The organism is Bradyrhizobium sp. WSM1743 (genome assembly GCF_000473065.1).
Lineage (GTDB): Bacteria > Pseudomonadota > Alphaproteobacteria > Rhizobiales > Xanthobacteraceae > Bradyrhizobium.
In genome coordinates this window covers 1-25,341 of sequence record NZ_AXAZ01000072.1, presented here as the reverse complement: position 1 = coordinate 25,341, position 25,341 = coordinate 1, and the positions used below count along the sequence as shown (strand labels likewise).

Sequence of the window (25,341 nt, the reverse complement as noted above, 5' to 3'; positions counted from 1 at the left end):
GTTGCTCCCGAGGACTTGTCCGGCAAACCCAACGCTAGTCTGCCACCGGTCAGGACGGCATCCTAGTCTTTCTTTTAAGCTTAAAGGATTTGGGAGGAGCCCATAGATTGCGCAGGCGAAGTCTGGCCCGGTGCGTTCCCCGGGCGCGGCGCAGCGTGCAACGATGCGCTGCTGAACCGAGGTCCAGTGCATGCTGCGACATGGGTCCCCGATCTGCGGAGCACCACGCGGGACGATGCTCCGCATCGTCCGCGCGCTGCACCGCGTCCGGGACACCAAACTACGCCTTCTCCACCCCGCACCACTCGGCGATGAACAGTGCCATCGCCTTGGTCGTCTGCTTCAGCGACTCGAGCTCGACGAACTCGTTGAAGCCGTGCATCTCGCCTCCACTCGCGCCAAAACACAGACTCGGAATGCCGTGGTTGAGGCCGTAGAAGCGCGTGTCGGTCAGCGCGGTGAAAACAAGGTCCTCGACCGCGCCGCCATAGACCTTGTTGAAGGCCTTGCCGAACGCAGCTTCGGGCGCGGCGGAGTCGGTCAGCTCATAGCCTTCCGACAGGAAACCGGACCATTCGACCTGCGGCGGATTGTTGGCGAGGAAGCGGTGGTTACGTGAAGCAGCGGCAACGCAAGCCATGATCTCCTGCTGGTGATCGGCGATCGACCAGCCTGGCAATACGGCAATGCGACAGTCGACGTCGCACCAGGCAGGCACGCTCGAGGCCCAGTCGCCGCCCTTGATGATGCCGGCGTTGAAGTTGATGGGATGGTTGAGCGTCTTGAAGTGGCGATCGGCCTTGGCGCGCTCGTTCCATTCGATCTCGAGCTTTTGCAGCGCTTGGATCAGATGATACGCCGCCATGATCGCGTTCGCGCCGGAGCCGGCAAAGGCAACATGGGTCGGGTGCCCCTTCACGCGCAGACGAAACCAGATCACGCCGACCTGTGAGCGCACCATCTTGCCGCCGGTCGGCTCGGGAATGAAGCAGGCATCGGCACGGTAGCCGCGCTGAAGCGTCGAGAGCGCGCCGACACCGGTGCTCTCCTCCTCGATCACCGATTGAAAATGGATTCGTGCCGTCGGCCTGAAGCCCGCGGTCTTGATCGCATCGAGTGCGTAGAGCGCGCCGATCGTGCCCGACTTCATGTCGCAGGCACCGCGGCCAAACATCTTCCCGTCCTTGATGACGGGTGAGAACGGCGGGGTATCCCACAATTCCAGCGGACCTGCCGGCACCACGTCGCAGTGGCCCTGGAGGATCAGCGATTTGCCGCCATTGGTTTGCGGACGGTAAGTGCCCACCACGGAACGCGCTTTCGAAAAGTCGTGCTCGATCGGGCCGAAGCCGCGCAGATCCTTCAAATCGTCGACATTGATGTGCCAGTCGTCGACCTCGTAGCCGCGTTCACGCAGGAGGTCGCCGATCATGTCCTGGCACGGCCCCTCGGCCCCGCGGGTCGAAGGGATCGCGACGAAATCGCTTGTGGTTGCAAGCTGGGCTTGGAAGCCGGCGTCGACGGCGTCAAGAATCCTCTGCTGCGTTCCGGCATTCATCAGGCAACTCCAGACATTCCAATGGCTCCCAAGGAGTGCGCAAGCTAGCCGATTTCAGCCGTTCGGGTACTCCACAAAATATGCATCCCGCAATGCATCTTCGAGCAGCCGGCCTTCCGAATAGCCATTCAGCGTCGCAGGCCGGCTCACGCCGTCGAGCAGGCGCGGGCATGGCTCCGGAGCGCCGAGCACGGTGCGGACCGGAATGCGCTCCGCATAGATCGGCAGCGCATAGTCCTCGTCGTCGTCTGCGACACCCTTGGCACGGATCTTGGCCGAGGCTTCCTCGATCTCCATCGCGACGAAGGACGTTGCCTTGATCTCCTGCGCGCTGCTCGCCCGCAGGCTCGCGGTGCGATCCGGGAAGAAGCGATCGACCATCGCGATCACCGCCCGCTCCTTCTCCTCGGGATCGGTGACGAGATAGGCCGTGCCGAATGCCATCACCGCGCGATAGTCGGCGGAATGGTTGAAGCCGCAGCGCGCCAGCACGAGGCTGTCGAGATGGGCGACCGTCAGGCAGACGCGCTCGCCCTTGGTCTGGTTGCGCAACATCCGGCTGGCGCTCGATCCGTGCCAGTAGAGCTTGGTGCCCTCCCGCCAGAAGAAGGTCGGCGTGCAATAGGGCTGGCCATCGATCACATAGGAGACGTGGCACAGCATCGAGGAATCCAGGATGCGATGAACCGTAGCGTGATCATAGAAGCCGCGGTCGTGCCGGCGCTTCACCTGGTTGCGCGCCGATGTCGGATAGGAATTTGGGATCTCGGTCTGGCTCACGGCCGCTCCTGGTCGGATTGGAATAATTCCAGACCAGTTGTAGCCGCGGATTTGGTCTGCGATAGTGCCAATTCCATGCAAAAAATTCCGACCAATTCTCCGGCGCCCGCCAAGGCCGAGCTGCCGCTCGATCTTACCGGGGCACACATCACTCCAGGCGCCTCCGCGGCGCACCAGCTGTACCAGGCGCTGTGCGAGATGATCGTCTCCGGCCTCGTCAAGCCCGGCGAGCCGCTGCCGCCATCGCGGACGCTGGCCAGGCAGACTGGCTTCCGGCGCAATGCCGTCGTCACCGCCTATGAACGCCTGATCGCCGACGGCTTTGCCGATGCAACCGTCGGCTCCGGAACGTTCGTCGCCGCACGTATCCCGGCGAGGGGGGCCGGCGAGCCGAGCAAGCCGAAGGTGGTTGTCGAAACGCCTGGGCGAGGCGCGTTCGCACTCGGCTGCACGCATGTCGACGAACGCGCCGTACAGCGATTTCGGGCTTTCGTCGGCCGCCGCCTGCGCGCATTCGGGTCCGAGCACCTGCATTATGGCGACCCTCGCGGCAGCCGCGAGCTGCGTGTGGCGATCGCCGACCATCTGTTGTCGGCGCGGGGTCTGCGTTGCGACCCCGATCAGATCATGCTGACGTCGGGCACGCTGCACGCGCTGCGCATCGTTCTGAGCGCGATCTTGAAATCCAACGACCAGGTCTGGTGCGAGGACCCAGGCTATCCCGCCGCGCGAAAAACCATCGCGCACTGCGGCTATCACGCCGTGCCTGTCCCCGTCGACGAGCACGGGATGCGTGTCGCCAAAGGCCGCGTCGCAGCGCCGTCCGCGCGCGCTGCCTACGTCACGCCGTCGCATCAGTTTCCGCTGGGCGTGCAGATGTCGATGCCGCGGCGGCTCGAGCTGCTGGACTGGGCGAGACAAGTCGGCGCATTCGTGCTCGAGGACGATTACGACAGCGAATTCCGCTATGACGGCGCACCGCTGATGTCGCTCGCCGGCATCGATCGCCTCCAGCGCGTGATCTACCTGGGCACGTTTGCCAAGACGCTGTTTCCGGGCCTGCGCATCGGTTATTGCGCCCTGCCCGAACGCCTAATCGCGGACGTGACGGCTGCGCGCGCGGCGCTCGACCGCTTTCCCGGTACGCTGATGGAAGGCGCGGTGGCCGACATGCTCAATTCCGGTGCCTTCGCCGCGAACCTGAAGCGCGTGCGAAAACTCTATCGCCAGGCGCGCGATGCGCTCGCCGACTCGCTGGAAGTCGCGTCCGATGGCGCGCTTTCGGTGCCGGTGCCCTCACAAGGCCTGCATCTTGTCGCCCGGTTCGATCCTGCGGTCGATCTGTCGGTGGCAGCGCATGCCAAGCAAGCGGCCGGCGCGGAAGGCTGGCTATTGGCCGACACCTATTCGCGCGGGCGTCCGCTGCCCGGCTTCGTGCTGGGATTTTCCGGGCACCCGGTTCCACAGCTCGTGGCCTCCGCCGAACGTCTCGCGAGGGAATCGCGCGCCGCGTTGGGCGCAAGGGGAACATCGGCCCGCCGGGCGTGACGAAGCTTCACTATCAGAATCGCCCGCCGCTCCCTAGATTGCGGCATCGATGCCGGGACCTCACATCATGCTGCTGCGCCACGCGACCTGCCTCTTGCTGCTGATCTCCATCGCGCTTGCCTCGACGGCACGCGCAGCCACCATCGGACGCGAGCAGGACATCGTCGATCTGAAGCTCGGCCAGCGTGTGCTCGTGGATGACGGAACCTGCCCCGCCGGCCAGGTCAAGGAAGTGCGCGGCGCGAAGATGACCGACAAGGGAGTCTCGCGCACGAGTTCCTGCGTGCCGCGGCTCGGGCCGAAATCGAAATAATGATCTGAGAAGCTACTTCGCCGGATCGAACATGCACTGCAGGGTCGGTTTGGCGATCTTGGTGAAGGTCGGGCCGATCTCGCCCTGCTTGGAGGCCGGCACCCAATCGGTCTCGATGGTGGGCACGCCGGTCTCGCTGATGCCGCGCAGCAACGCTTCGCGCAGATCGCGGTCCTCGACCGCCGCGGCGGCGTGATCGTGCAGACAGCCGCAGACCTCCTCCGGATGCTCCCAGCGCCCGAGCATGCGCGGCGCGCACTGGCGCACGAATTCGCTGCGGGGATCGGGTAGCCTGGAGGGTGCGCGCACTTGCGCCTGAACGGAACTGATCGTCAGAAGGGACACGAACGCTGCGGCGCAGAGACGAAGCAACATGATAGGCTTTGCCTGCTGTTTTCTTGTGTGCGGTCAGAAGCGCGCGGCGACCATGATCGGCTGCGGGGCCGGGACCGTGACGGGCGAGCCGCTGTACTGGAAGGTGCCGACACCGGGGAGATTGCCGTCGGGCGAACCTGCCAAGGAGGAGCCGGCGAGCACGAAACAGAAAGCAAGGATGAGGCTGAGCGCGCGCATGATCTGTGTCCCAATTCGGTGGCCGGCGGTGCGCCGTCGTCGTTGTGACGCTGATAACCATGGGCGGTTTCGTGCGTGATGCGCGAAAAGCTGAAAATGGTTTCGTCTTCGTGAGAATTGTTTCGTCCCATTCAGAGGACGAAACAATTCTCGGAAAATGCCAGTCATTTCAGACAGGTCTCGCAGCAGGTCAAAGTGGCCTGCCAAGTTCCGGCGCCAGCACGGACGTGCGCCTTCCAGAGGTGCCGTCATGCTCCCGCCTCGCGCGCTTCACACGCATTTTACGTTTTTCTGCTGAACAGGGCGGCAAACGAGGGCTGGGTTCTGTCGAACCGGGAGTGGTTCGGTTCGGTAGCGACCCAAGCCATCGAAACCGAGACGCCCGGATCATCGGGCGCGTATTCACGTGAGGGATGGCCACCATGATGGCGGGAAATCGCGCAACGCGGCGCGATGTGGATCCACGGACGGACCGCGGAGACCAACCACCCATTCGCGGCAGCGCCGGCGAAATGGCGCTGCAATCGAGCCGCGGCTTCGAGGCCGCGCCGCAGATGTTCGTGCGGCTGACCGGTTCGCATCTCGCGAAGCCGCGCGATCGTCACTGAGTGAACGCAAGTGCGTCACTGTGAACGCAAGCGCGTCACTGCGTGAAGAACTCGCCGCACTTCTGGACGTTGGCGTCCGCCAGTCCCCACGGCATGATCGGCACGGTCGAGGTCGAGTTCTTGGGCGAGCCTTCGATCAGCTTGTCCGAATAGACCATGTAGACCAGCACGTTGCGCTTGGCGTCGCAGCCGCGGACGATCTGCATCTTCTTGAAGAACAGCGACCGGCGCTGGCGGAACATGTCGTCGCCCTGCTCCATCTTGTGCTTGAACTTGATCGGGCCGACCTGGCGACAGGCCAGCGAGATGTCCGAGACCTCCTCGGCAAGGCCGAGCCAGCCCTTGAAGCCACCCTTCTCCGGCACCGTGAAATGACAGGCGACGCCCTCGACTTCAGGATCGTCGAGACCATAGGTCGCGAGTTTGTCGTTCGGGCTCATCCATTTGAACACGGTGGAGCGGCGGAAGATCAGATCGGGCTCATCGGCGGCCGATGCTGACGCCATTGGCGCGGCCAGAGCCAGGAGGAATAAAGCAAGGTCTTTCAAGCGGATGCTGGAAAGACCGGGGAAACGAGATGACATGAAGTTCTCCGGTAACAAGTCCCCGCAATGTAGGAACGCAAGCGACGATCAGGAAGGCGACGGACCGTCGGGCGCGGCCGCCGTTTACCGCTCCGTGAGGCTTTTTTGCTACGTCTTGAACAAAAGTAACTGACGGCAGAACCGCTCCGCTGGTGAACGCGTATCCCCTTTGCGAGACTAACGTCTGATTTGGATTATGGATTCGAGGATGAACAGCGTGAACGGGTCTTCCGCCAAGCCGGCGCGGCGTTGGCAGGTCGCCATTTTGACGGCGGCGGGTGCGATCGGCGCGACCAGCCCGGCAGACGCAGCGTTTTATTATTGGACGGACTATTCCGACGGGTCCTATTACGCCCGGCAGGATCGGCTTCCCGAAATACCGCGCCAGAAGCCGCAAAAGCGTGGCGCGGCAAGCAAGAAAGAAAGCGTCGTCGAGAAGGAAGCCGGCACCAAGCCGCAAGGACCGCTCGTCATCGTCGTCTCGATCGACCGGCAGAAGGTCACGGTCTACGACAGCAAAGGCGTGTTCGCGGAATCTCCTGTGTCGACCGGCATGAAGGGCCACTCGACGCCGATGGGTGTGTTCAGCGTCATCCAGAAGCACAAATTCCACCACTCCAACATCTATAGCGGCGCGCCGATGCCGTACATGCAGCGGATCACCTGGTCCGGCGTCGCCATGCATGCCGGCGTGCTGCCTGGCTATCCCGCCTCGCATGGCTGCATCCGCATGCCGATGGCGTTCGCGACGAAGATGTGGAACTGGACCAAGATGGGCGCGCGCGTGATCGTGGCGCCCGGCCAGATGTCACCGCAAAGCTTCTCCCATCCCCTGCTCGCCTCCATGCGCGTGCCGCCGCTGCCCGCGGCGAGCCTCGAGCCGCAGATCAATGCCGGCGACAAGGCCGACAGGGGCGCCGCCGAAACCAAGCCGGTCGAGACCAAGACGGCCAGCGCCGACAGCGTGCTCGAACTGCGCGCCTCCGTCGGCCACGCCGTGATGTCGGATGTGACCACCGGCAACGCGCCTGCGCGCGAGGAAGCCGCTGCACCGGCCGACAAGGCCAAGACGGCCGAGGCATCTGACACGGCCAAGCCCCAGTCGGAAGACGCGGCCAAGCGAGCGAACGACGATAAGCCCGCCGACAAGGTCGAGGCCGTCAAGACCGAGCCGGCCAAGACGGAGGCGGTGGACTCCGCGAAGACGCCCAATGCACAGGCCGCTGCACCGGCGCTCGCCCCCTCGCCCGATGCGAAGAAGGACGAGAACCGCGTTGCCGATCCTGCGCCGGCGGCACAGCCTGATACGCCCAAGCGCGCCGGCCAGATTGCCGTGTTCATCAGCCGCAAGGATTCCAAGCTCTACGTGCGGCAGAATTTTGCGCCGCTGTTCGAGGTGCCCGTCACGATCGCCGCGGGCGACAGGCCGCTCGGCACGCATGTCTTCACCGCCGAAGTCGACAAGGCCGATGCCAATGCACTGCGTTGGTCGGTGGTGTCACTGCCCATCTCCGTCCGTTCCGCGGCACGCGAGGACGACAGCCGCGTATCGCGCCGCCAGCGCGGCGCCGCCGTGATCCCCGTCGCCGCAAAACCGGTGATCACACCGGACAGCCCGGCTGAAGCCCTCGACCGCATCTCGGTCCCCGCCGACACCATGGCGAAGATCAACGAGATGCTGACGTCAGGCGGCTCGATCATCGTCTCCGACCAGGGCATCAACCAGGGCGAGACCGGCGAAGGCACCGACTTCATCGTCCGCCTGTACTAGCTCCCCTCGCAGCGTTCGATAACGCGGTGTTGACGAGTGAGGCGTGGTGGCGGAGTAACATGCCTCCTGGATCATTTCGGGGGACGCCGTCATGATGAATCGCAGGACCGTGCTGAGCGTCGCTCTTGCAAGTGCACTCGCGCCGGCAACACGCGCCCTCGCTGATGGCGGGATGAGCCGGATCTCGGCCTACGCCTTCTCCTTCCCCGCACTGTCAGGCGACGACATCCGCCTCGCCGCGTTCACAGGCAAACCGCTGCTGGTGGTGAACACCGCCTCGCTCTGTGGCTACACGCCGCAATATGCCGGCTTGCAGGAGATCTGGAACGAGTTTCGCGAGCGCGGGCTTACCGTGATGGGCGTGCCCTCCAACGATTTCGGTGGCCAGGAGCCCGGCGGCACGAGCGAGATCACACAGACCGCGCATCACCAATATGGTGTTACCTTCCCGGTTGCAGCCAAGGCCGTGGTGGTCGGAGCAAGAGCGCACCCCTTCTACAAATGGGCCGCTGAGGCCCGACCGAAGGAAGTTCCGCGCTGGAACTTCCACAAATATCTGATCGGCCGCGATGGCTATATCGCCGAGGTCTTTCCCTCCGCAGTCGAACCGGCCGACACGCGGATCAAAACGGCCATTGCCAGGGCGCTGGCCGATAGTTGATGCAGGCGCCCCATCCGGCTGGGCACAATTGTGGCGGGGCGTCAAACAGCCGTTGCAATGGCGAGGCCCCACCATCTAGGCTAGGATCGTTGGGGCAGGATGGTTTGGCCGCAGGCGAAAAGCCGCGGCGGAACAACGGGATCAATCTCGAGGACAACACCATGCGTGTGGCGGCAGGACTGATTTTGGCAAGCGCGATGTCGGTTGCGATGACCGGCGCAGCATGGTCGCAGACACCGACCGCGAAGCCCGCAGCCGCGGCGCAAGCCGCACCGGCGGCAACGCCAGCGCCTGCAACGCCCGCTGCGGCTCCGGCGCCTGCAGCAGCGGCTGCGGCTCCAGCGGGTTTCGTCAATCCGCCCCCGCCCAAACAGGCGCCGCAGCCGGCACGCGCGGCCTGCAACACGCCAGGCGCCCTCGGTGTCGCCCGCACCGTCGAGATCGACACCACGGGCGGTCCCGGCTTCGGCTTCGAGCATTTCAAGGAGCTCGACTTCCTGCGCGACCACGAGGTGGTGTTGACCTTCGACGACGGCCCATGGCCGAAGAACACGCCCGCCGTGCTGAAGGCGCTCGCCGACGAATGCACCACAGGCATCTTCTTCTCGATCGGCAAGCACGCGACCTATGAGCCGGAGATCCTCAAGCAGGTCTACGCCGCCGGCCACACGGTGGGCAGCCACACTTGGTCGCACGCCAATCTGAACAACAAGAAGCTTAACGAAGCGCAACGCAAGGACGAGATCGAGAAGGGCCTTTCCGCCGTGAAGTGGGCGCTCGGCGGCATCTCGCCCTCGCCGTTCTTCCGCTTCCCGGCGCTGCAGCATCCGCCGGAGATGGTCACCTATCTTGGCAACCGCAACATGGCGATCTTCTCCTGCGACATCGACTCCTTCGACTTCAAGGCCTCCAAGCCCGAGAAGGTGATCGAGACCGTGATGAAGAAGCTCGACACCAAGGGCAAGGGCATCATCCTGATGCACGACTTCCAGAAGCACACTGCGGAGGCCTTGCCCGAGCTGCTCAAGCGGCTGAAGGCCGGCGGCTACAAGGTGGTGGCGATGCGCGCCAAATTCCCGGCCTCGACGCTGCCGGAATACGACCAGGAGCTGCTCAAGGACATCAAGCTGCCGACGGTGAGCCAGCGTCCGGTCAATTCCGTGGTGACGACCGTTTCCGAATAGAAGGCCATTGTCTTTCCGTATCGAAGGCTACGTCATCGTGTCAGCGGACGGCATGCTGGCCGACGCCGATCACGTCATGCCCGACAGCCTGAAGTTCGAAGGCGACAAGCTGTTCTTCGAGCAGGCGCTCGATCGCGCCGCGCTGATCGTGCATGGCCGGCACTCGCACGAGCAGCAGCCGAATTCGCCGAAGCGCAAGCGGCTGATCCTGACCCGCAAGATCAAGGACCTCACCGTCGATCCGGAGCTGCCGAACGCGACGCTGTGGAATCCGGAGCACGCGAGCTTCGAGGCTGCCTGCGCCTTCGCGGATGTCGCCTCCGGCACGATCGCCATCATCGGCGGCCCGGTCGTGTTCGACATGTTCATGGACCGCTACGACACGTTCTGGCTGTCGGAAGCCCCGCATGTGCGGCTGCCCGGCGGTGAAGGCTGTTTTGTCGGCGTGCCCCAGCGGACGCCTCACGAGGTGCTGGCTTCGCACGGGATGACGCCGGGCGCGCCATACCTGCTCGACGCGACGCATGAGGTGACCGTGACCCCGTGGCGGCCGGGTTAGCCTCCCTACGTTGCCGCCTTCGCTCACACCGGCGGCAAGGCTCCGATTCAAAATTGGAAAAACAACCCCATGCAAAGTGCCGGCAGCATAATACCACTGCGTATCTTGCTGGCTTAGCACGCTAAAATTGGTCCCGCCGCCGGCCAGCGCAAAGCCGGCTAGCATATTTGCCGAGGCCCAATAATCGGCCCCGACGGCGGTCGTGGCGCTATAGCCAACGTCCGTGGCGCTGCGTCAATACGAGCCGGCCGTTCAGAAACACCGCATCAACAGACTGAGACAAAAGCGCAAGAGTGGAGGGCTTTGGATCGCGGCTGCCGCCCCCGGGCCGGGAGGATTCGGACATGAACGAACCATTTCCCTTCGCCGGATATCAACCTACAGCCAGGCATGATCGGCCCGGCGCCGACCTTCCCCGCTCCTTAACGACGATCAAGACGCGACCACGATCACCATGACCGACGACGGTACGACGACAGGTCCGACAGATGCCTCCGGACTGACTGATGATGCAGCCCCGATATCATCCTTGCTACCGGCATTCGGTTTCATCGCCGATCAGATGGAGACGGACGAGAACGTCGCCGCCTGGCGGGAGGCTGACCTCGCCCAGACCCTGGAGACCAGGGCGACGGCGTTCGAGAATGTCACGATGGTCGTGCCGCGCCCGATGTTCGGCAACCATCTGTTGCGGGTCGACGATTTGCACGGCCTGGTTCTGCCGGGCAGCGGCGTGATCGCAAGGCTGCTGGCGGGACATCTCACCGCGCTCTTCGAATTTGCGCCGCGCATGACGCTCGACGAATGTCAATCAGTGGTCGAGGGCACGGTCTCGCTGCTGGCCGCCTGCCTGCGCAACGAGCTCGAACGTGGCGACGCTGCTGCCGACCATACCGTCGCTGCGAGCCCGTCCTTGATGCGGATCCGCCAATATATCGAGGCCGGCCTTGCCCGCGAGGATTTATCCGCCAATTCGATCGCGGCCCATTTCGGCCTGTCCCGGGCGTCATTGTACCGGCTGTTCGCGCCGGTCGGCGGCATCGCCGATTACATCCGCGGCCGCCGGCTACACCGCGCCTTCTTCGATCTCGCCAATTCGGGCGCGCGTGGTCCGCGGATCAGCGAGGTGGCGCGGCGCTGGCAGCTCGGCACCGACGCGCATTTCACGCGCTCGTTCAAGGCGGCCTATGGCATCACGCCCCGCGCCGCGCGCTAGGCCGCATTGCTCGGCCTGCAGCGCGGCACCGATGGAGCGAGCAGCGCGACGATTTCCCGCTGGATGCGCGAGATCGCGCCGCCAAGAGCGGGTTGATCGCTACACGTCGCCGTAGGCCGCCTCGGCCGGGCGCGTGGTGCGGCCGTAGCCGATGATCATGCAGAGCGCGCCGATGATCGACAGGTTCTTGAGTGCGTCGACCAGCATCTTGGCGTTGTCGGGAGCCGCCATGTTCCAGAAATCGTAGAACAGCACGGTCGCGACGGCGACGTAGATGATCAGCAGCATCGCGAAGAAACGCGCGCCGAAATTCAGCGCGATCATCAGCCCTGCGATGACCTCGAGCCCGCCGATCGCGATCGCCAGGAGCTGCGGCGTGGTCATGCCCGTCGCCGTCTCGACCTGTTTGGCGTAGGGCGCGATGACGTCAGGCACCACGAGCTTGGTCGCGATGAAGTCGGCGGTCGCCTGGACGGCAAAGAGCTTGGTCGCGCCCGTGTAGATGAACAGCACGGCAAACAGGATTCGCCCGAAAGTCACGAACGCTGGCATGATCGGCCTCTTGGCAAAGCGCTACCGCACGGAACGCTTGAGGGGATTATGAAGAGTCCGTTTGCGCTTTTCAAACGGGGAAATGGAGAACTGCGAGGAATTCAAAAGGGAGCAGCGGAGACGGTGCCCCTTCTCCCCTTGTGGGAGATGTGGCTCGCTGCGAAGCGGCGAGACGGATGAGGGATATCTATCGGCACGGAAAGCTCGCGCGATCTCGACTCGCGGAGACAACCCCTCATCCGGCGCCATAGCCGAAGCTTCGCTTCGGCGTTCCTAAGAACGGCGACCGAAGGCCGCCTATGCCACCTTCTCCCGCAAGGGGAGAAGGGTAGCACTTCGCACGGCGCAGCAGCCCGCCCTTTACGTGAACAACGTCGGCTGCTGCCGCGCGGCGCGCTCCTGAGCTTCCACGACCGCCACGGCGGTCATGTTGAGGATGCCGCGCGCGGTGACGCCCGGCGTCAGGATGTGGGCCGGACGCGCCGGGCCGATCAGAATCGGGCCAACGGGAAGTGCGTCCGCCAGCGCCTTGATCATCTGATAGGCCACGTTGGCGGTGTCGAGGTTCGGCATGATCAGGATGTTGGCCTCCCCCTCGAGCTTGGAGTGCGGCAGCACGAGCTTGCGGGCCGCAGCCGAGAGCGCGGTGTCGCCCTGCATCTCGCCGTCGGCCTCGATCTCCGGATGCTTGTCTTTCAGGAGTTGGGTCGCCCGACGCATCTTGCGCGAGGAGTCCGTATCGTAGCTGCCGAAATCGGAATGCGAGATAAAAGCGACCTTCGGCTTCAGGGTGAAGCGCTGCACATGCAGCGCCGCGAGTGCCGCGATCTCGGCCAGCTCCTCCGCGCTCGGGTTGGGCCGCACTTGCGTATCGGCGATGAAGAAGGCACCCTTGCTGGTGATCAGCAGCGCCAGTGCGGCGTAATCGCTGATCCCCGGCGAGAAGCCGACGATCTCGCGGACATGGCGCAGATGGCTCATGTAGCGGCCCTCGACGCCGCAGAGCATGGCGTCGGCCTCGCCTCGCACCACGGCAAGCGCCGCAATCACCGTGTTGTTGGTGCGCACCACCGTGCGCGCCGCATCCGGCGTCACGCCGCGGCGGCCGGCGACCTCGACATAGGACTGCACGTAGGAGCGGTAGCGCGGATCGTCCTCGGGATTGACGAGGTCGAAATCCTTGCCGGCCTTGATCGACAGGCCGAAGCGCTTGATGCGCGCCTCGACCACGGAGGGGCGGCCGACCAGGATCGGCCGCGCCAGCTTCTCCTCCAGCACGACTTGCGTGGCGCGCAGCACGCGCTCGTCCTCGCCCTCGGCGTAGATCACGCGGACCGGCTGGGTCTTGGCCTTGGCGAACATCGGCTTCATGACGAGGCCGGAGCGGAAGGCGAAGCGCTCAAGCAGCGCTCTGTATTCGTCGAAATTGGTGATGGGCCGCGTCGCAACGCCCGACTCCATTGCCGCCTTCGCCACAGCCGGCGCGATACGCAGGATCAGGCGCGGGTCGAACGGGCTCGGGATCAACGAGCCCGGACCGAAGCCCTGCGTCTCGCCGGTGTCGAAACCCTGCGCGACGGCGTCCGACGGCGCCTCGCGCGCGAGTTGCGCGATGGCCTCGACGGCGGCGTGCTTCATCTCCTCGTTGATCGCGGTGGCGCCGACGTCCAGCGCGCCGCGGAAGATGAAGGGAAAGCAGAGGACGTTGTTGACCTGGTTCGGGTAGTCGGAGCGGCCGGTGCAGATCATGGCGTCGGGGCGCGCCTTTCGCGCCTCTTCGGGCATGATCTCCGGCACGGGATTGGCGAGCGCCATGATCAGCGGCTTGTCGCCCATGGCCTTGGCCATCTCGGGCTTCAGCACGCCGGGTGCCGAGAGCCCGATGAAAATATCGGCGCCGCCGATGACGTCGGCGAGCGTGCGCTTGTCGGTCTTCTGCGCATAGACCGCCTTCCAGCGGTCCATCGAGGTGTTGCGCCCCTCATGCACCAGACCGTCGATGTCGCAGACCCAGATGTTCTTGCGCTGCGCGCCCATCGAGACGAGCAAGTTCAGCGTCGCGATCGCGGCAGCCCCTGCCCCCGAGGCCACGATCTTGACCTCGGACAGCTTCTTGCCGTTCAGCCTGAGGCCGTTGACGATGGCGGCGGCAACGATGATCGCGGTGCCGTGCTGGTCGTCGTGGAAGACCGGGATCTTCATGCGCTCCTTCAGGCGCGTCTCGATCTCGAAGCATTCCGGTCCGCGGATGTCCTCCAGATTGATGCCGCCGAAAGTCGGCTCGAGCGCTGCCACCGTCTCGACCACGCGATCGATGGTGTCGGCGGCGATCTCGATGTCGAACACGTCGATGCCGGCGAATTTCTTGAACAGGACCGCCTTGCCTTCCATCACCGGCTTGGAGGCCAGCGGGCCGATATTGCCGAGGCCGAGCACCGCGGTGCCGTTCGAGACCACGGCGACCAGATTGGCGCGGGTGGTGAGCGTGGCCGCCTCGGCCGGGTTCTTGGCGATCTCGGTGCAGGCCGCGGCAACGCCCGGAGAATAGGCCAGCGCCAGGTCGCGCTGGTTGGCAAGCGGCTTGCTTGCCTGGATCTCGAGCTTTCCGGGGCGCGGCAGACGATGGTAGGCCAGCGCCGCCTGGTGGAGATCATCAGAATAGGACGACATGCGGTGTCTCGCCTCGCGTAACCGGCCTCAAATTGCCTGATCCGGAGCAGCCGCCCGAGCGGACGGTATTTCCGGGCCATGGAAACGGGATGAAGCACGGCCGAAGGCCCGGTGGCAACATCCGATTGCGCTCCCATCAACAGGGCGCGCGGTCAAACATTTGAAAACCATAGCTTTCCCTGGACCGCGCGGCGTTTCGCGAATATGGCAGGTTGCGCAGTGTAGAACGAGCAACTGGAGCTGGGAATGAAGCGAATCCTGATCGGCCTGATCCTGGCAGCCGTGCTCGGCGTGAGCGGATGGTTTGGCTTCAATCTCTATGTCCAGCATCGCGCTACCGCCGAGGTCGAGGCGGCTTTCGAGCAGATGCGCTCTGGCGGCGGCAAGGCGAGCCATGGCAAGGTCACGTTCGACCTGATGACCCGGACGCTGACCATCGAGGACATCGCGGTCACGCCCAGCAGCCAGCCGCAAGCGCAGGTCAAGATCGCCGGCATCAAGGGCACCGGCGTTCGCCAGATCGATGATACCAGGATTTCGGCCGACAGCATCGACATCACCGGCATCGACGTCGCGTTGGACCAGGTCGGCCCGGCCAAGGTGAAGGCCTCCTACAAGATTCCGCAACTGACGATGCGCGACTATGCCGGCCCTTTTCGCACCGGGACGGCGCCGGCGAACGGCTCCCTGATCGATCTCTACCGCTACGTTCTCGGTCAATACGCGAGCGTCACGGCGTCCTCGCTCACGGCGCCAGCGCTGACGATGAGCTTCGAGTCCGGGGGCGGTTCCGGCGGCAGCGGCGAGGTCACCTATTCCGGATTGACGATCCAGAACCTGAAGCACGGCAAGATCGATGCGATGAAGGCGGACCGCGCCGCCACCTCGGTCGACGTGAAGCAGCCCGGCAAGCCGGACAAGCTAACCGGCGAGCTGTCGAACGTCATCGTCAATGATTTCGATGCGACCGCGATCATCGCCGTACTCGATCCGCAGACCAGCAGTGACGAGACCTATCACCGCGTCTACCGGCACGTCTCGGCCGGCCCCTACACGCTCAAATCCGCTCAGGGGATGCGTCTCGATATCGACGGATTCGTGATGGAGGACATCGACGTGCAGCCGACGAAGTTCCGGCTGGCCGAGATATTTGCCGCGCTGCCGCAGAATCAATCAGCCGTTCCAACGCCGGCACAGTCGCGTGAGTTGATGGAGAAGCTCACCGGCGTCTATGAGGGTCTTCGCATCGGCAGGGCCGAGGTTAGCGCGATTTCGATCGGCACGCCGCAGGGGACCGGCAGGGTCAACGCGATCAGATACCGCGAGGGCGAGTTTGCGATCGAGGGCGTCGATACGCCAGCTCCCCAGGGGCAGTTCAAGATGGAGCGCTTCGCGCTGAAGTCGTTCAGCGCGGCAAACCTGATGCGCTGGGCGGCAAACCTCAGCAAGCACGAGCAGCCGCCCTCGCCCGAAGAGATGCTGGGCCTGTTCCGCGTGCTCGAAGGCGCCGAGATCAAGGGCGTGGTGGCGCCCCACAAGAATACGCGGCAGCTCGTCACCATCGACACGATCAGCCTGAACTGGGGCCAGCTGATAGGGTCGATCCCGAGCAAGGCCAATCTGGTCGTGAAGATGGTCGCGCCGACGGATCCCTCTAATCCGGCGCAGCGGCCGCTGATCATGGCGGGCGTCGACAAGCTCGCGATCGACCTCGATCTCGGTGCGGCCTGGACGGAATCGTCAGGCGCATTCGCGCTCGCGCCGGCCACGATCGATCTCGGCAACCTCGCCAAAGCGCAGGCCCGCTTCGCGCTCGCCAACGTGCCGCGCAGCCTGTTCACGACCGACCCAGTGCAGGCGATGGGTCAGGCAGCGCAGGTCGAAACCGGTGCGCTCGAGCTCTCGCTGCGCGACAGCGGCGTCGTCGATCTCGTCGTCGCGCAGTTCTCGCGCATGCAGAATGTCAGCCGCGACGCCGCACGCAGCGCCATCGTCGAGATGATCCGGGCGCAGGGCGAGAAGATCGCGGCGTCCAATGCCGACGCCAGGGTCGCGGTCGATGCACTCGCCGGCTTCGTCGGGACCTCGGGGCAGACGCTGACCATTAAGCTCACGCCCCGCGCCAAGGTGCCGCTGATGCAATTGATGCAGCTCTCGCAAAGCGACCCGGAGAGCGCCCTGGCGCAGTTCAGGATCGAGGCGTCGACGGGGTTGTAGGAGACAACGGCGATCTCGTGTCCCGGGCGCGCTGCAACGCCTTAGCGTTGCTGCGCAGAACCGGGACCCAGAGAGGCCGCTGCTCGCTGAGACGCGGGCCCCGGCTCTGCAGCGCAACGCTGAAGAAACGCTGCGCTGCGTCCGGGGCACAAGATCACTTCTGCGGCAGATTGACCCGCACATGCAGCTCGCGGAGCTGCTTGGTCGTGGCTTCCGACGGCGCGCCCATCAGGAGGTCCATGGCCTGCTGGTTCATCGGGAACAGCGAGATCTCGCGCAAATTCGTGGTGCCGCAGAGCAGCATCACGATGCGGTCGACACCGGCGGCCATGCCGCCATGCGGCGGGGCGCCGTACTGGAAGGCGCGGTACATGCCGCCGAACCGCTCGACCACTTCCTGCTCGCCGTAGCCGGCGATCTCGAACGCCTTCACCATCGCTTCCGGCACGTGGTTGCGGATGCCGCCCGAGGCGATCTCGTAGCCGTTGCAGGTGATGTCGTATTGGAACGCCTTGATGGTCAGCGGATCCTGCGACTTCAGCGCCTCCAGGCCGCCTTGCGGCATCGAGAACGGGTTGTGCGAGAAGTCGACCTTCTTGTCGTCCTCGTTGTACTCGTACATCGGGAAGTCGACGATCCAGGCGAGCTCGAACCGCTCCTTGTCGGTGAGGTTCAGCTCCTCGCCGACTTTGTTGCGGGCAAGGCCTGAGAACTTCCAGAACTTGTCGGGATCGCCGGCGACGAAGAACGCAGCATCGCCCTCCTTCAGGCCGAGCTGCGCGCGGATCGCAGCGGTGCGCTCAGGCCCGATGTTGTTCGCGAGGGGACCGGCGCCCTCGCCGCCCTCGCGCCACATGATGTAGCCGAGGCCGGGCTGGCCCTCGCCCTGCGCCCACGAATTCATGCGGTCGCAGAAGGCGCGGCTGCCGCCGCTAGGCGCCGGGATCGCCCAGACCTGGTTCTTGGGATCTTCGAGCATGCGCGCGAACACCTTGAAGCCGGAGCCACGGAAGTGCTCGGAGACGTCCTGCATCTCGATGGAGTTGCGCAGGTCAGGCTTGTCGCTGCCGTATTTGCGCAGCGCTTCCGCAAACGGAATCCGGCGCCAGCCCTTGGTGACGGGCTTGCCCTTGGCAAACTCCTCGAACACGCCGGTGATGACAGGCTCCATCGCGGCGAACACGTCTTCCTGAGTCACAAAACTCATCTCGACGTCGAGCTGGTAGAACTCGCCGGGCAGACGGTCGGCGCGCGGGTCCTCGTCGCGGAAGCAGGGCGCGATCTGGAAGTAGCGGTCGAAGCCGCTCATCATCAAGAGCTGCTTGTATTGCTGCGGTGCCTGCGGCAGCGCGTAGAACTTGCCGGGATGGATGCGCGAGGGCACCAGGAAGTCGCGCGCGCCTTCGGGCGAGGACGCGGTCAGGATCGGCGTGTTGAACTCGAAGAAGCCCTGCGCCTCCATGCGCCGACGCATCGACTTGATGATCTCGACGCGCGTCATGATGTTCTGGTGCAGTTTTTCGCGACGCAGATCCAGGAAGCGATACTTGAGCCTGATGTCTTCAGGGTATTCCTGGTCGCCGAATACCGGCAGCGGCAGGTCGCCGGCCGGGCCCAGCACCTCGATCTCACTGACATAGACCTCGACCTTGCCGGTCGGCAGGTCATCATTGTCGGTACCGTCAGGCCGGCGGCGGACCTTGCCGTCCATCTTGACCACGAATTCCGAGCGCAGCTTCTCGGCCAGCGAGAACGCCGGCGAGTCCGGGTCGACCACGCACTGGGTCAGGCCGTAATGGTCACGCAGGTCGATGAACAGCACGCCGCCATGGTCGCGAACGCGATGGACCCAGCCCGAGAGGCGGATGGTCTCGCCGATGTTGCTCTCGCGGAGCGCGCCGCATGTATGTGACCGGTAGCGATGCATGGTCGTCCCAAAATCAATGTCGGAGGAAGCGAATCGGACGGCCTGAAACGACCGCTCCGAAGTTGCGGCAGGGTTTACCCGACGAGGCCGGAGGCGGCAACCAAGGGAACGCCCTGATTAGGGCCTGAGATGCCCATTTTTGGCTGATCACGGCCCAGGCCTTTGCCATCAGGCGTTCCAGCCCTATCTTGAGGCCATGACGGTCCATTTCCCCTTCCAGAACTCCTATTCGGCGCTGCCGGACAGCTTCTTTGCCCGCGTCGCACCGACCCCGGTCGCCGCCCCCCGGCTGATCAAGCTGAACCGACCGCTGGCGGTCCAGCTCGGGCTCGATCCGGATATGCTGGAAACCCCGGAAGGGGCCGAGATCCTGGCCGGCAAGACGGTTCCCGCTGGAGCCGATCCCATCGCCATGGCCTATGCCGGTCACCAGTTCGGGCAGTTCGTGCCCCAGCTCGGCGACGGCCGCGCCATCCTGCTCGGCGAGGTCATCGACAGGGACGGCGTCCGCCGCGACATTCAGCTCAAGGGATCTGGCCCGACCCCGTTCTCCCGCCGCGGCGACGGACGCGCCGCGCTCGGGCCGGTCCTGCGCGAATACATCGTCAGCGAAGCAATGTACGCGCTCGGCATCCCGACCACGCGCTCGCTCGCCGCCGTCGTCACCGGCGAGCACGTCATCCGCGAGACCGCGCTGCCCGGCGCGGTGCTGACCCGCATCGCCTCCAGCCACATCCGCGTCGGCACGTTCCAGTTCTTCGCCGTCCGCCGCGACACCGAGGCGATCCGCCGGCTCGCCGACCACGTCATCACCCGCCACTACCCTGATCTGCTCCAGGTCGAGCGGCCGTATCACGCGCTACTCGCTGCCGTCGTCACGCGCCAGGCTGAACTCATCGCGCGCTGGCTGCTGGTCGGTTTCATCCACGGCGTGATGAATACCGACAACACATCCATCTCAGGCGAGACCATCGATTACGGGCCGTGTGCCTTCATGGACGCCTACAATCCCGCGCAGGTGTTTTCGTCGATCGACGAGATGGGCCGCTACGCCTATGCCAACCAGCCGCGCATCGGCTTGTGGAATCTGACGCGTCTCGCCGAATGCCTGCTGCCGCTGTTCTCGGACGAGCAGGAGAAGGCGGTCACTGAGGCCCAGGACATTCTCGGCGCCTTCGCCGAGACGTTCAGCGCGGCCTATCAGGCCGGCTTGCGCAGAAAGGTCGGCCTGTTCACGGAGCGCGACGGCGACGACGCGCTGATCCAGGACCTGCTCGACGCCATGGCCAAGAACCAGGCCGACTTCACCCTCACCTTCCGCAAGCTCGGTGAGGCCGCCGGTGATGGGACTGCGGACGTGCGCGCGCAGTTCATGGACCCCGCAAACTTCGACGACTGGGCCAGGCGCTGGCGCGAGCGGATCGCGCTGGAGCCGCGGAGTGCAGCCGAGCGACAGGCCGCCATGCACGCCGTCAACCCGATCTTCATCCCGCGCAACCACCGCGTCGAGGCCGTGATCCAGGCTGCGGTCAACGATGACAATTACGCGCCGTTCGAAGAGCTTGTGAAGGTGCTGGCAAAGCCATACGAGGAGCAGCCGGAGTATGTGGCCTACGCCGATCCGCCGCTGCCGGACCAGCGCGTGCTGCAGACGTTCTGCGGGACGTGAACTTGTTGCGGATTGCAGAATGACCCAGCTGACCGCTCTGACTGAAGAAGAGATTGACGCGATCAAGGCACGCTGTGAACAGGCCACTGCCGGCCCTTGGAGATCGTTCATCGAGAAGCGCGATAAATTCAGCGGCTCAGACTTCGTCCAGACCGGAGGCGAGGACATCTAACTCACTGGTGCGACGATCGCCGATCACGATTTCATCGCGCACGCGCGACAGGACATTCCAAGACTGATCGCCGAGATTGAGCGCCTTCGCGCCAGTCGTTAGCCAAGGAATGATGGGTTTCGCTGCGCTCTAACCATCCTACCGCAACCGTTTCAATACCGCAGCGCGAGACGACTCGGTCGACCGCATCTGCCGTTCTGCCCAACAATTTGCGGCGGCGGGAACCGCTGTCATCAAACTGAAACACACGCGCTCTAACGGGCTGGCAGCGCCGTCTTGCCGGAGGCGCCGATCCTCCAACCGTCCCGATCTTAGGCGCGCCATGCCCTTCAAGTTCATCCACCTCACCGACACGCATCTGGCGAACCCCGGCTCGAAGCTTTATGGCCTCGATCCGCGCGCCCGGCTGGATGCGGCGATTGCGGACATCAACAAGCACCAAGCGGATGCTGCGTTTGCGGTGGTGACCGGCGATCTCACCCATTGGGGCGAGGCTGAATCCTACGCCAACTTCGCCGACGCCATGGCCGCGCTGAAGATTCCGTACATCGCCATGGTCGGCAATCACGACAAGCGCGTCACCTGCCTCGACGCGCTGAAAGCCGCGCCGCGCGATGCCAATGGCTTCGTGCAGGGCACGCGCACCACCGAGCATGGCCTGTTCGTCTTCCTCGACACGCTGGACGAGACCAGTCATGCCGGCGATATGTGCGCAAAGCGCCTCGGCTGGCTTGCGAGCACGCTCGCCGCCGCGCCCGCCGACCAAGAATTCGTCGTGTTCATGCACCATCCGCCCTTCCCGGTCGGCGTGCGCGCCATGGACGAGATCGCGCTGAAGCAGAGCGCTGAATTCGCCGAGGTGATCGCGCCCTATCGCTCGCGCATTCGCCACCTCTTCTTCGGCCACGTGCACCGGCCGATCTTCGGCAGCTATGGCAAGATCCCGTTCTCGACGCTGCGCGGTACCAACCACCAGGTCTGGTTCGAGCTTGACGCAGCCGCCACCGAGCATCTCGCCAGCCACGAGCCGCCGGCCTATGGCGTCGTGCTGATCGACGACGAAAACCTCGTCGTGCACAGCCATGACTTCCTCGACCAGAGTCTGCGCTTCCCCTTCGAGCCGCCGGCAGGAGTGGACGGCCGCGACTATGCGCTCAATTTTCCCGGCGCGATAAGATGAGCCTCGCTGAACCCGCGGCTCTCCCGGTCGCGACGTCGGCGGCACCGCGTCTGCACGTCCTGAAGCGGTTCATGGGCCGCTTCAAGGCCTCGCTGCCGGCCTATCTGCTGCTCTTGCCGTCGCTGGTCTTCCTCGCGCTGTTCACCTATGGCGCGATGGGCCGCGTGCTCGTCGATGCGCTCTATCAGCGCGCCACACCGAAGGCGCCGGTGCGTTTCGTCGGCTTTGAGAACATCAGCGCGGTGCTTGCCGACCCCGCCTTCGCTGGCGCCGTCGTCAACAACCTGATCTACGCCGTCGGCACGGCGGTGCCGAGCATCGCCCTTGCGCTATTGTTCGCGCTGGCGCTGTCACGCACTCATGCCGTGAACAGCGCGCTGCGCGCCGCGCTGTTCCTGCCGGTGCTGATCCCGATGGTCGCGGCATCAGCGCTGTTCCTGTTCATCTTCCTGCCCAATGTCGGCCTGCTCGATTACTACATCGGCCGGCTACTTCCGGTGCTGCCGAACTGGCTCGGCGATCCCGACATCGCGCTCTATGCGATCATGGTCATCACGATCTGGAAGAACGCCGGCTATTACATGCTGTTCTTCCTGGCCGGCCTCCAGGCCGTGCCGGAGGACGTGATGGAGGCCGCGCATCTCGACGGCGCCGGGCCTTACATGCGCCTGCGCCACATCATCCTGCCGGAGCTCAAGCCCACCTTCCTGTTCGTCACCGTCATCGCAATCCTCAACGCGGTGACGCAGGTCGACCACGTCTTCGTCATGACCCAGGGCGGGCCGTCGAACGCGACCAACCTCGTGCTGTTCTACATCTATCAGCAGTCGGTCGAGCATTACGACATCGGCAAAGCTTCGGCCGCGACGCTGCTGACGCTCGCCGCGCTGATGGGCCTCACCGCGCTCTCCTTCCGCACCATGGCGAACCGCGAGGGCGGGCCATGAAACTGATCGACAGGCTCTACAAGGACGCCCCGCTCGCCACCCGCAACGAGATCACGCCAAAGCTCGGCTTCCTGCTGACCGTGCTGCTGGCGATCGTCTGGCTGATCCCGTTCCTGTGGATGGTCGTGGCGACGCTGCGCCCGGCCTCCGACGGCATCAACGCCATGGCGGAGCTGATGCCGAGCCTCAAGCCGACGCTCGACAATGTCAGGGATGCCTGGGAGATCGGCGATTTCCCGCGCTACACGATCAACACCACGATCATCTGCACCGGCATCCTCTTGGTGCAGTTCGTCACGATCACCCTGGCGGGCTTTGCCTTTGCGCGCCTGAACTTCGTCGGCAAGACGCTGATCTTCTATCTGTTCCTGATGCAGCTGATGCTGGTGCCGGTGCTGCTGATCGTGCCGAACCTGTCGCTCGTGGCGCAGCTCGGCCTCTACGACACGCTCACCGGCGTGATGATGCCGTTCTTCGCCTCCGCCTTCGGCACCTTCCTGATGCGTCAGGCCTTCGAGGCGATCCCGACCGAGCTGGAAGACGCCGCCCTGATCGACGGCGCCAGCCTGCTCCAGCGCATCCGCCACATCTACGTGCCGCTGTCGATGCCGAGCTTCTCGGCCTTCGCCATCATCTCCGTGACCAGCCACTGGAACGACTTCCTGTGGCCGCTGATGGTGATCAATTCGCCGGACAAGCGGCCGCTCACGGTCGGCCTCTCCGTCTTCACCAAGACCGCCGAAGGCACGCAGGCCTGGGGCACCATCGCCGCAGGCACGCTGATGGTGGTCGCGCCGCTGCTCGTCGTCTTCCTGATCTTCCAGAAACGCTTCATCAGCTCTTTCGTCACCTCAGGCATCAAATAGGAGATTCTTCGATGCTGTTCTCCCGCAGGCTCATGCTCGGCCTTGCCGTGGCAGGCACTATGGCAGGCGCCTTCGCCTTCCCGGCGCTGGCCGGCGAAGGTCCGACCGAGATCGACCTGTTCTTCCCCGTCCCCGTCGACGGCAAGCTCGCCCGTGACATGGGCACCCTGATCAAGGAATTCAACGAGACCCATCCCGACGTGAAGGCGACCGCGGTCTACACCGGCTCCTATGACGACACGCTGATCAAGACGCGCGCCGCGATCAAGGCCGGCAAGCCGCCGGCCGCCGTGATCATGTCGGCGAACTTCCTGCTCGACATGCAGCTCGAGAACGAGCTCACCAATCTCGATTCCCTGATCAAGGCCGACGGCACCACCAAGGAGCAGTTCCTGGGCCAGTTCTTCCCGGCGCTGCAGGGCAACGCCGTGATCAACCGCTCGGTCTATGGCGTGCCGTTCCACAATTCGACGCCGCTGCTGTACATCAACGCCGACAAGGCCAAGGAAGCGGGCCTCGATCCGAGCAAGCCGCCGCAGACCTGGGCCGAGCTCACCGACTGGGCCAAGAAGCTCACCAGGCGCGAGGGCGACAAGGTGACCCAATGGGGCATCGCGATCCCCTGCGCCTACGACTATTGCGGCTGGATGATGGAAACGCTCACCATGAGCAATGGCGGGCGCTATTACAACGAGGAGTTCGGCGGCGAGGTCTATTACGACACGCCCTCGATGCTCGGCGCACTCACCTGGTGGAACGACCTTATCGCCAAGCACAAGGTGCATCCGCCCGGCGCGACGCCCGGACCGGCCGTCAGCACCTCCTTCATCTCCGGCAATGCCGCGATGATCATGCTGTCGACGGGCTCGCTCACTTACGTGCGCGACAACGCCAAGTTCGCCTACAAGGTCGCCTTCATCCCGCGCAACGTCCGCAACGCGGTGCCGATCGGCGGCGCCTCGCTGATCATGCCGGCAGGGCTCGAGGCCGACAAGCAGAAGGCGGCCTGGACGCTGATCAAGTGGATGACCTCGCCGGAGAAGAGTGGCTGGTGGAGCCGCGCCACCGGGTACTTCGCGCCCAACATGGCCGCCTACAAGACGCCCGAGATGGTCGAGTTCCTCAACAAGAATCCGGACGCCAAGACCGCCGTCGAGCAGCTCGACGTCGCAAAGCCGTGGTTCGCGACCTACAAGACCGTCCCGGTCCGCAAGAACCTCGAGGACGAGGTGATGCTGGTCCTCAACGGCAAGAAGCAGCCGAAGGAGGCCCTCGCCGCCGCCCAGAAGGCCGCCGACGAGACGCTCAAGCCGTACAATGCGGAGACGTCGCTGAAGCTGCCGTAAGGAGCCTTCGTATCATCGTGGGGTGGGTTGGCTGCGCGACCGCGCGAAGCGCAGTTCGCGCAGCGTAACCCACCTCTTCCAGCTCCACGGACATGGAGAGTGGTGGGTTACGCCCAGCGGATTGCGCCTCGGCGCAACCGCAGGGCTAATCTTACTGAGTCATCCGGCCGCAGCCGTTGAGGCTGAGAATCAAGTATTTGTAGGGATTCAATGTTTGGCGCGCGGAGGGCCAGATGAATCTCGATCAAGGCGGAGACAGCAAAACCCGGTTTGCGGAGTATGTGGCGGAGCTTGGTAGCGTGATCGGTCACGCGGAGCGGACGAGACCGCTGCGCGATTATTGCACTGGCCTGATGTTGCCGGGTGATCGCAAGAGCGTCGAGCCAATGGCGGCGCGGACGGCTCCGGCGCGCACGGCGGCACAGCACCAGTCGTTGCTG

At 64.5% G+C, this 25,341-nt stretch carries 24 protein-coding genes; 16 read left to right on the top strand and 8 right to left on the bottom strand.

The genetic code is table 11. From position 1 onward, the window contains the following. Nucleotides 1-280: 280 nt before the first annotated feature. Both YU9_RS0131150 and YU9_RS0131145 read right to left on the bottom strand, forming a co-directional pair. Complete coding sequence (locus YU9_RS0131150; protein ID WP_027576310.1) at nt 281-1,558, bottom strand: ArgE/DapE family deacylase; 1,278 nt, start codon at nt 1,556-1,558, stop codon at nt 281-283. A 54-nt stretch (nt 1,559-1,612) separates the two neighbouring features. Beyond that, on the bottom strand, nt 1,613-2,338 hold the full coding sequence (locus YU9_RS0131145) for a pyridoxamine 5'-phosphate oxidase family protein (RefSeq protein WP_027576309.1): 726 nt from the start codon (nt 2,336-2,338) through the stop codon (nt 1,613-1,615). 75 nt (nt 2,339-2,413) lie between these two features. On the opposite strand from YU9_RS0131145, the gene YU9_RS0131140 reads away from it, so the two are divergent. Both YU9_RS0131140 and YU9_RS0131135 read left to right on the top strand, forming a co-directional pair. Then, nucleotides 2,414-3,886 carry a PLP-dependent aminotransferase family protein gene (locus tag YU9_RS0131140; RefSeq protein WP_027576308.1) on the top strand — a complete coding sequence of 491 codons (1,473 nt, stop codon included), beginning with the start codon at nt 2,414-2,416 and terminating at the stop codon, nt 3,884-3,886. A 67-nt stretch (nt 3,887-3,953) separates the two neighbouring features. Beyond that, nucleotides 3,954-4,199, top strand: a complete 246-nt coding sequence (locus YU9_RS0131135) for a DUF6719 family protein (RefSeq protein WP_027576307.1) — start codon at nt 3,954-3,956, stop codon at nt 4,197-4,199. Nucleotides 4,200-4,211: 12 nt separating this feature from the next. Here the strand turns inward: YU9_RS0131135 and YU9_RS0131130 are convergent, their stop codons facing one another. Both YU9_RS0131130 and YU9_RS49290 read right to left on the bottom strand, forming a co-directional pair. Continuing rightward, nucleotides 4,212-4,574 carry a hypothetical protein gene (locus YU9_RS0131130; protein ID WP_027576306.1) on the bottom strand — a complete coding sequence of 121 codons (363 nt, stop codon included), beginning with the start codon at nt 4,572-4,574 and terminating at the stop codon, nt 4,212-4,214. A gap of 33 nt (nt 4,575-4,607) precedes the next feature. Then, nucleotides 4,608-4,772: a hypothetical protein gene (locus tag YU9_RS49290; protein ID WP_198028326.1), complete on the bottom strand. Its 165-nt coding sequence runs from the start codon at nt 4,770-4,772 to the stop codon at nt 4,608-4,610. Nucleotides 4,773-5,194: 422 nt separating this feature from the next. Here YU9_RS49290 and YU9_RS0131120 point away from each other — a divergent pair, with 422 nt between their 5' ends. Beyond that, nucleotides 5,195-5,380: a hypothetical protein gene (locus YU9_RS0131120; RefSeq protein WP_027576305.1), complete on the top strand. Its 186-nt coding sequence runs from the start codon at nt 5,195-5,197 to the stop codon at nt 5,378-5,380. Nucleotides 5,381-5,415: 35 nt separating this feature from the next. Here the strand turns inward: YU9_RS0131120 and YU9_RS0131115 are convergent, their stop codons facing one another. Further along, nucleotides 5,416-5,964: a CreA family protein gene (locus YU9_RS0131115; RefSeq protein ID WP_027576304.1), complete on the bottom strand. Its 549-nt coding sequence runs from the start codon at nt 5,962-5,964 to the stop codon at nt 5,416-5,418. A gap of 208 nt (nt 5,965-6,172) precedes the next feature. Between YU9_RS0131115 and YU9_RS0131110 the strand changes: the two genes are divergently transcribed. The 5 genes from YU9_RS0131110 to YU9_RS42985 all read left to right on the top strand — a co-directional run bounded on the left by YU9_RS0131110 (nt 6,173) and on the right by YU9_RS42985 (nt 11,355). Continuing rightward, nucleotides 6,173-7,735, top strand: coding sequence for a L,D-transpeptidase (locus YU9_RS0131110; RefSeq protein ID WP_027576303.1), 1,563 nt, complete (start codon nt 6,173-6,175; stop codon nt 7,733-7,735). Between the two features lie 91 nt (nt 7,736-7,826). Then, on the top strand, nt 7,827-8,396 hold the full coding sequence (locus YU9_RS0131105; RefSeq protein ID WP_027576302.1) for a glutathione peroxidase: 570 nt from the start codon (nt 7,827-7,829) through the stop codon (nt 8,394-8,396). 161 nt (nt 8,397-8,557) lie between these two features. Continuing rightward, on the top strand, nt 8,558-9,580 hold the full coding sequence (locus YU9_RS0131100) for a polysaccharide deacetylase family protein (RefSeq protein ID WP_027576301.1): 1,023 nt from the start codon (nt 8,558-8,560) through the stop codon (nt 9,578-9,580). A 7-nt stretch (nt 9,581-9,587) separates the two neighbouring features. Then, complete coding sequence (locus YU9_RS0131095; RefSeq protein WP_027576300.1) at nt 9,588-10,139, top strand: dihydrofolate reductase; 552 nt, start codon at nt 9,588-9,590, stop codon at nt 10,137-10,139. Nucleotides 10,140-10,593: 454 nt separating this feature from the next. Further along, nucleotides 10,594-11,355 (top strand): helix-turn-helix domain-containing protein, encoded by a 762-nt coding sequence (locus tag YU9_RS42985; protein ID WP_371259221.1) that lies wholly within the window; start codon nt 10,594-10,596, stop codon nt 11,353-11,355. Nucleotides 11,356-11,454: 99 nt separating this feature from the next. Here the strand turns inward: YU9_RS42985 and YU9_RS0131085 are convergent, their stop codons facing one another. Both YU9_RS0131085 and YU9_RS0131080 read right to left on the bottom strand, forming a co-directional pair. After that, entirely contained in the window at nt 11,455-11,907 is a 453-nt protein-coding gene (locus tag YU9_RS0131085; protein WP_027576299.1) for a DoxX family membrane protein, read from the bottom strand. A 360-nt stretch (nt 11,908-12,267) separates the two neighbouring features. After that, a complete protein-coding gene (locus tag YU9_RS0131080) occupies nt 12,268-14,577 on the bottom strand; it encodes an NADP-dependent malic enzyme (protein WP_027576298.1) in 2,310 nt (769 codons plus the stop codon). 246 nt (nt 14,578-14,823) lie between these two features. Here YU9_RS0131080 and YU9_RS0131075 point away from each other — a divergent pair, with 246 nt between their 5' ends. Then, nucleotides 14,824-16,794 (top strand): hypothetical protein, encoded by a 1,971-nt coding sequence (locus tag YU9_RS0131075; RefSeq protein WP_027576297.1) that lies wholly within the window; start codon nt 14,824-14,826, stop codon nt 16,792-16,794. 154 nt (nt 16,795-16,948) lie between these two features. Here the strand turns inward: YU9_RS0131075 and aspS are convergent, their stop codons facing one another. Beyond that, the gene (gene aspS / locus YU9_RS0131070) at nt 16,949-18,721 is read right to left on the bottom strand and encodes an aspartate--tRNA ligase (RefSeq protein WP_027576296.1); all 1,773 of its coding nucleotides are present in this window, start codon (nt 18,719-18,721) and stop codon (nt 16,949-16,951) included. Between the two features lie 196 nt (nt 18,722-18,917). On the opposite strand from aspS, the gene YU9_RS0131065 reads away from it, so the two are divergent. The 7 genes from YU9_RS0131065 to YU9_RS0131035 all read left to right on the top strand — a co-directional run. Then, entirely contained in the window at nt 18,918-20,390 is a 1,473-nt protein-coding gene (locus tag YU9_RS0131065; RefSeq protein ID WP_027576295.1) for a YdiU family protein, read from the top strand. Between the two features lie 19 nt (nt 20,391-20,409). Beyond that, nucleotides 20,410-20,562 (top strand): hypothetical protein, encoded by a 153-nt coding sequence (locus YU9_RS50320; RefSeq protein WP_245266592.1) that lies wholly within the window; start codon nt 20,410-20,412, stop codon nt 20,560-20,562. A 322-nt stretch (nt 20,563-20,884) separates the two neighbouring features. Beyond that, nucleotides 20,885-21,742, top strand: a complete 858-nt coding sequence (locus YU9_RS0131055) for a phosphodiesterase (RefSeq protein ID WP_027576294.1) — start codon at nt 20,885-20,887, stop codon at nt 21,740-21,742. After that, complete coding sequence (locus YU9_RS0131050; RefSeq protein WP_027576293.1) at nt 21,739-22,689, top strand: carbohydrate ABC transporter permease; 951 nt, start codon at nt 21,739-21,741, stop codon at nt 22,687-22,689. Before YU9_RS0131055 ends, YU9_RS0131050 begins: the two co-directional genes overlap by 4 nt. Then, complete coding sequence (locus YU9_RS0131045; protein ID WP_027576292.1) at nt 22,686-23,555, top strand: carbohydrate ABC transporter permease; 870 nt, start codon at nt 22,686-22,688, stop codon at nt 23,553-23,555. The genes YU9_RS0131050 and YU9_RS0131045 overlap by 4 nt, the downstream gene beginning before the upstream one ends. 11 nt (nt 23,556-23,566) lie before the next feature. Continuing rightward, entirely contained in the window at nt 23,567-24,901 is a 1,335-nt protein-coding gene (locus YU9_RS0131040; protein ID WP_027576291.1) for an ABC transporter substrate-binding protein, read from the top strand. A 233-nt stretch (nt 24,902-25,134) separates the two neighbouring features. After that, nucleotides 25,135-25,341 (top strand): transposase (locus YU9_RS0131035; protein WP_027576290.1); only part of this gene is annotated, 207 nt, incomplete at its 3' end.

Coding starts and splice junctions, on each gene's coding strand:
- YU9_RS0131110 (WP_027576303.1), top strand. CDS start 6,173: ATGAACAGCGTGAACGGGTCTTCCGCCAAGCCGGCGCGGCGTTGGCAG.
- YU9_RS0131115 (WP_027576304.1), bottom strand. CDS start 5,964: ATGTCATCTCGTTTCCCCGGTCTTTCCAGCATCCGCTTGAAAGACCTT.
- YU9_RS0131075 (WP_027576297.1), top strand. CDS start 14,824: ATGAAGCGAATCCTGATCGGCCTGATCCTGGCAGCCGTGCTCGGCGTG.
- YU9_RS0131055 (WP_027576294.1), top strand. CDS start 20,885: ATGCCCTTCAAGTTCATCCACCTCACCGACACGCATCTGGCGAACCCC.
- YU9_RS0131050 (WP_027576293.1), top strand. CDS start 21,739: ATGAGCCTCGCTGAACCCGCGGCTCTCCCGGTCGCGACGTCGGCGGCA.
- YU9_RS50320 (WP_245266592.1), top strand. CDS start 20,410: ATGACCCAGCTGACCGCTCTGACTGAAGAAGAGATTGACGCGATCAAG.
- YU9_RS42985 (WP_371259221.1), top strand. CDS start 10,594: ATGACCGACGACGGTACGACGACAGGTCCGACAGATGCCTCCGGACTG.
- aspS (WP_027576296.1), bottom strand. CDS start 18,721: ATGCATCGCTACCGGTCACATACATGCGGCGCGCTCCGCGAGAGCAAC.
- YU9_RS0131065 (WP_027576295.1), top strand. CDS start 18,918: ATGACGGTCCATTTCCCCTTCCAGAACTCCTATTCGGCGCTGCCGGAC.
- YU9_RS0131120 (WP_027576305.1), top strand. CDS start 5,195: ATGATGGCGGGAAATCGCGCAACGCGGCGCGATGTGGATCCACGGACG.
- YU9_RS0131140 (WP_027576308.1), top strand. CDS start 2,414: ATGCAAAAAATTCCGACCAATTCTCCGGCGCCCGCCAAGGCCGAGCTG.
- YU9_RS0131045 (WP_027576292.1), top strand. CDS start 22,686: ATGAAACTGATCGACAGGCTCTACAAGGACGCCCCGCTCGCCACCCGC.
- YU9_RS0131150 (WP_027576310.1), bottom strand. CDS start 1,558: ATGAATGCCGGAACGCAGCAGAGGATTCTTGACGCCGTCGACGCCGGC.
- YU9_RS0131105 (WP_027576302.1), top strand. CDS start 7,827: ATGATGAATCGCAGGACCGTGCTGAGCGTCGCTCTTGCAAGTGCACTC.
- YU9_RS0131100 (WP_027576301.1), top strand. CDS start 8,558: ATGCGTGTGGCGGCAGGACTGATTTTGGCAAGCGCGATGTCGGTTGCG.
- YU9_RS0131080 (WP_027576298.1), bottom strand. CDS start 14,577: ATGTCGTCCTATTCTGATGATCTCCACCAGGCGGCGCTGGCCTACCAT.
- YU9_RS0131040 (WP_027576291.1), top strand. CDS start 23,567: ATGCTGTTCTCCCGCAGGCTCATGCTCGGCCTTGCCGTGGCAGGCACT.
- YU9_RS49290 (WP_198028326.1), bottom strand. CDS start 4,772: ATGCGCGCGCTCAGCCTCATCCTTGCTTTCTGTTTCGTGCTCGCCGGC.
- YU9_RS0131135 (WP_027576307.1), top strand. CDS start 3,954: ATGCTGCTGCGCCACGCGACCTGCCTCTTGCTGCTGATCTCCATCGCG.
- YU9_RS0131085 (WP_027576299.1), bottom strand. CDS start 11,907: ATGCCAGCGTTCGTGACTTTCGGGCGAATCCTGTTTGCCGTGCTGTTC.
- YU9_RS0131130 (WP_027576306.1), bottom strand. CDS start 4,574: ATGTTGCTTCGTCTCTGCGCCGCAGCGTTCGTGTCCCTTCTGACGATC.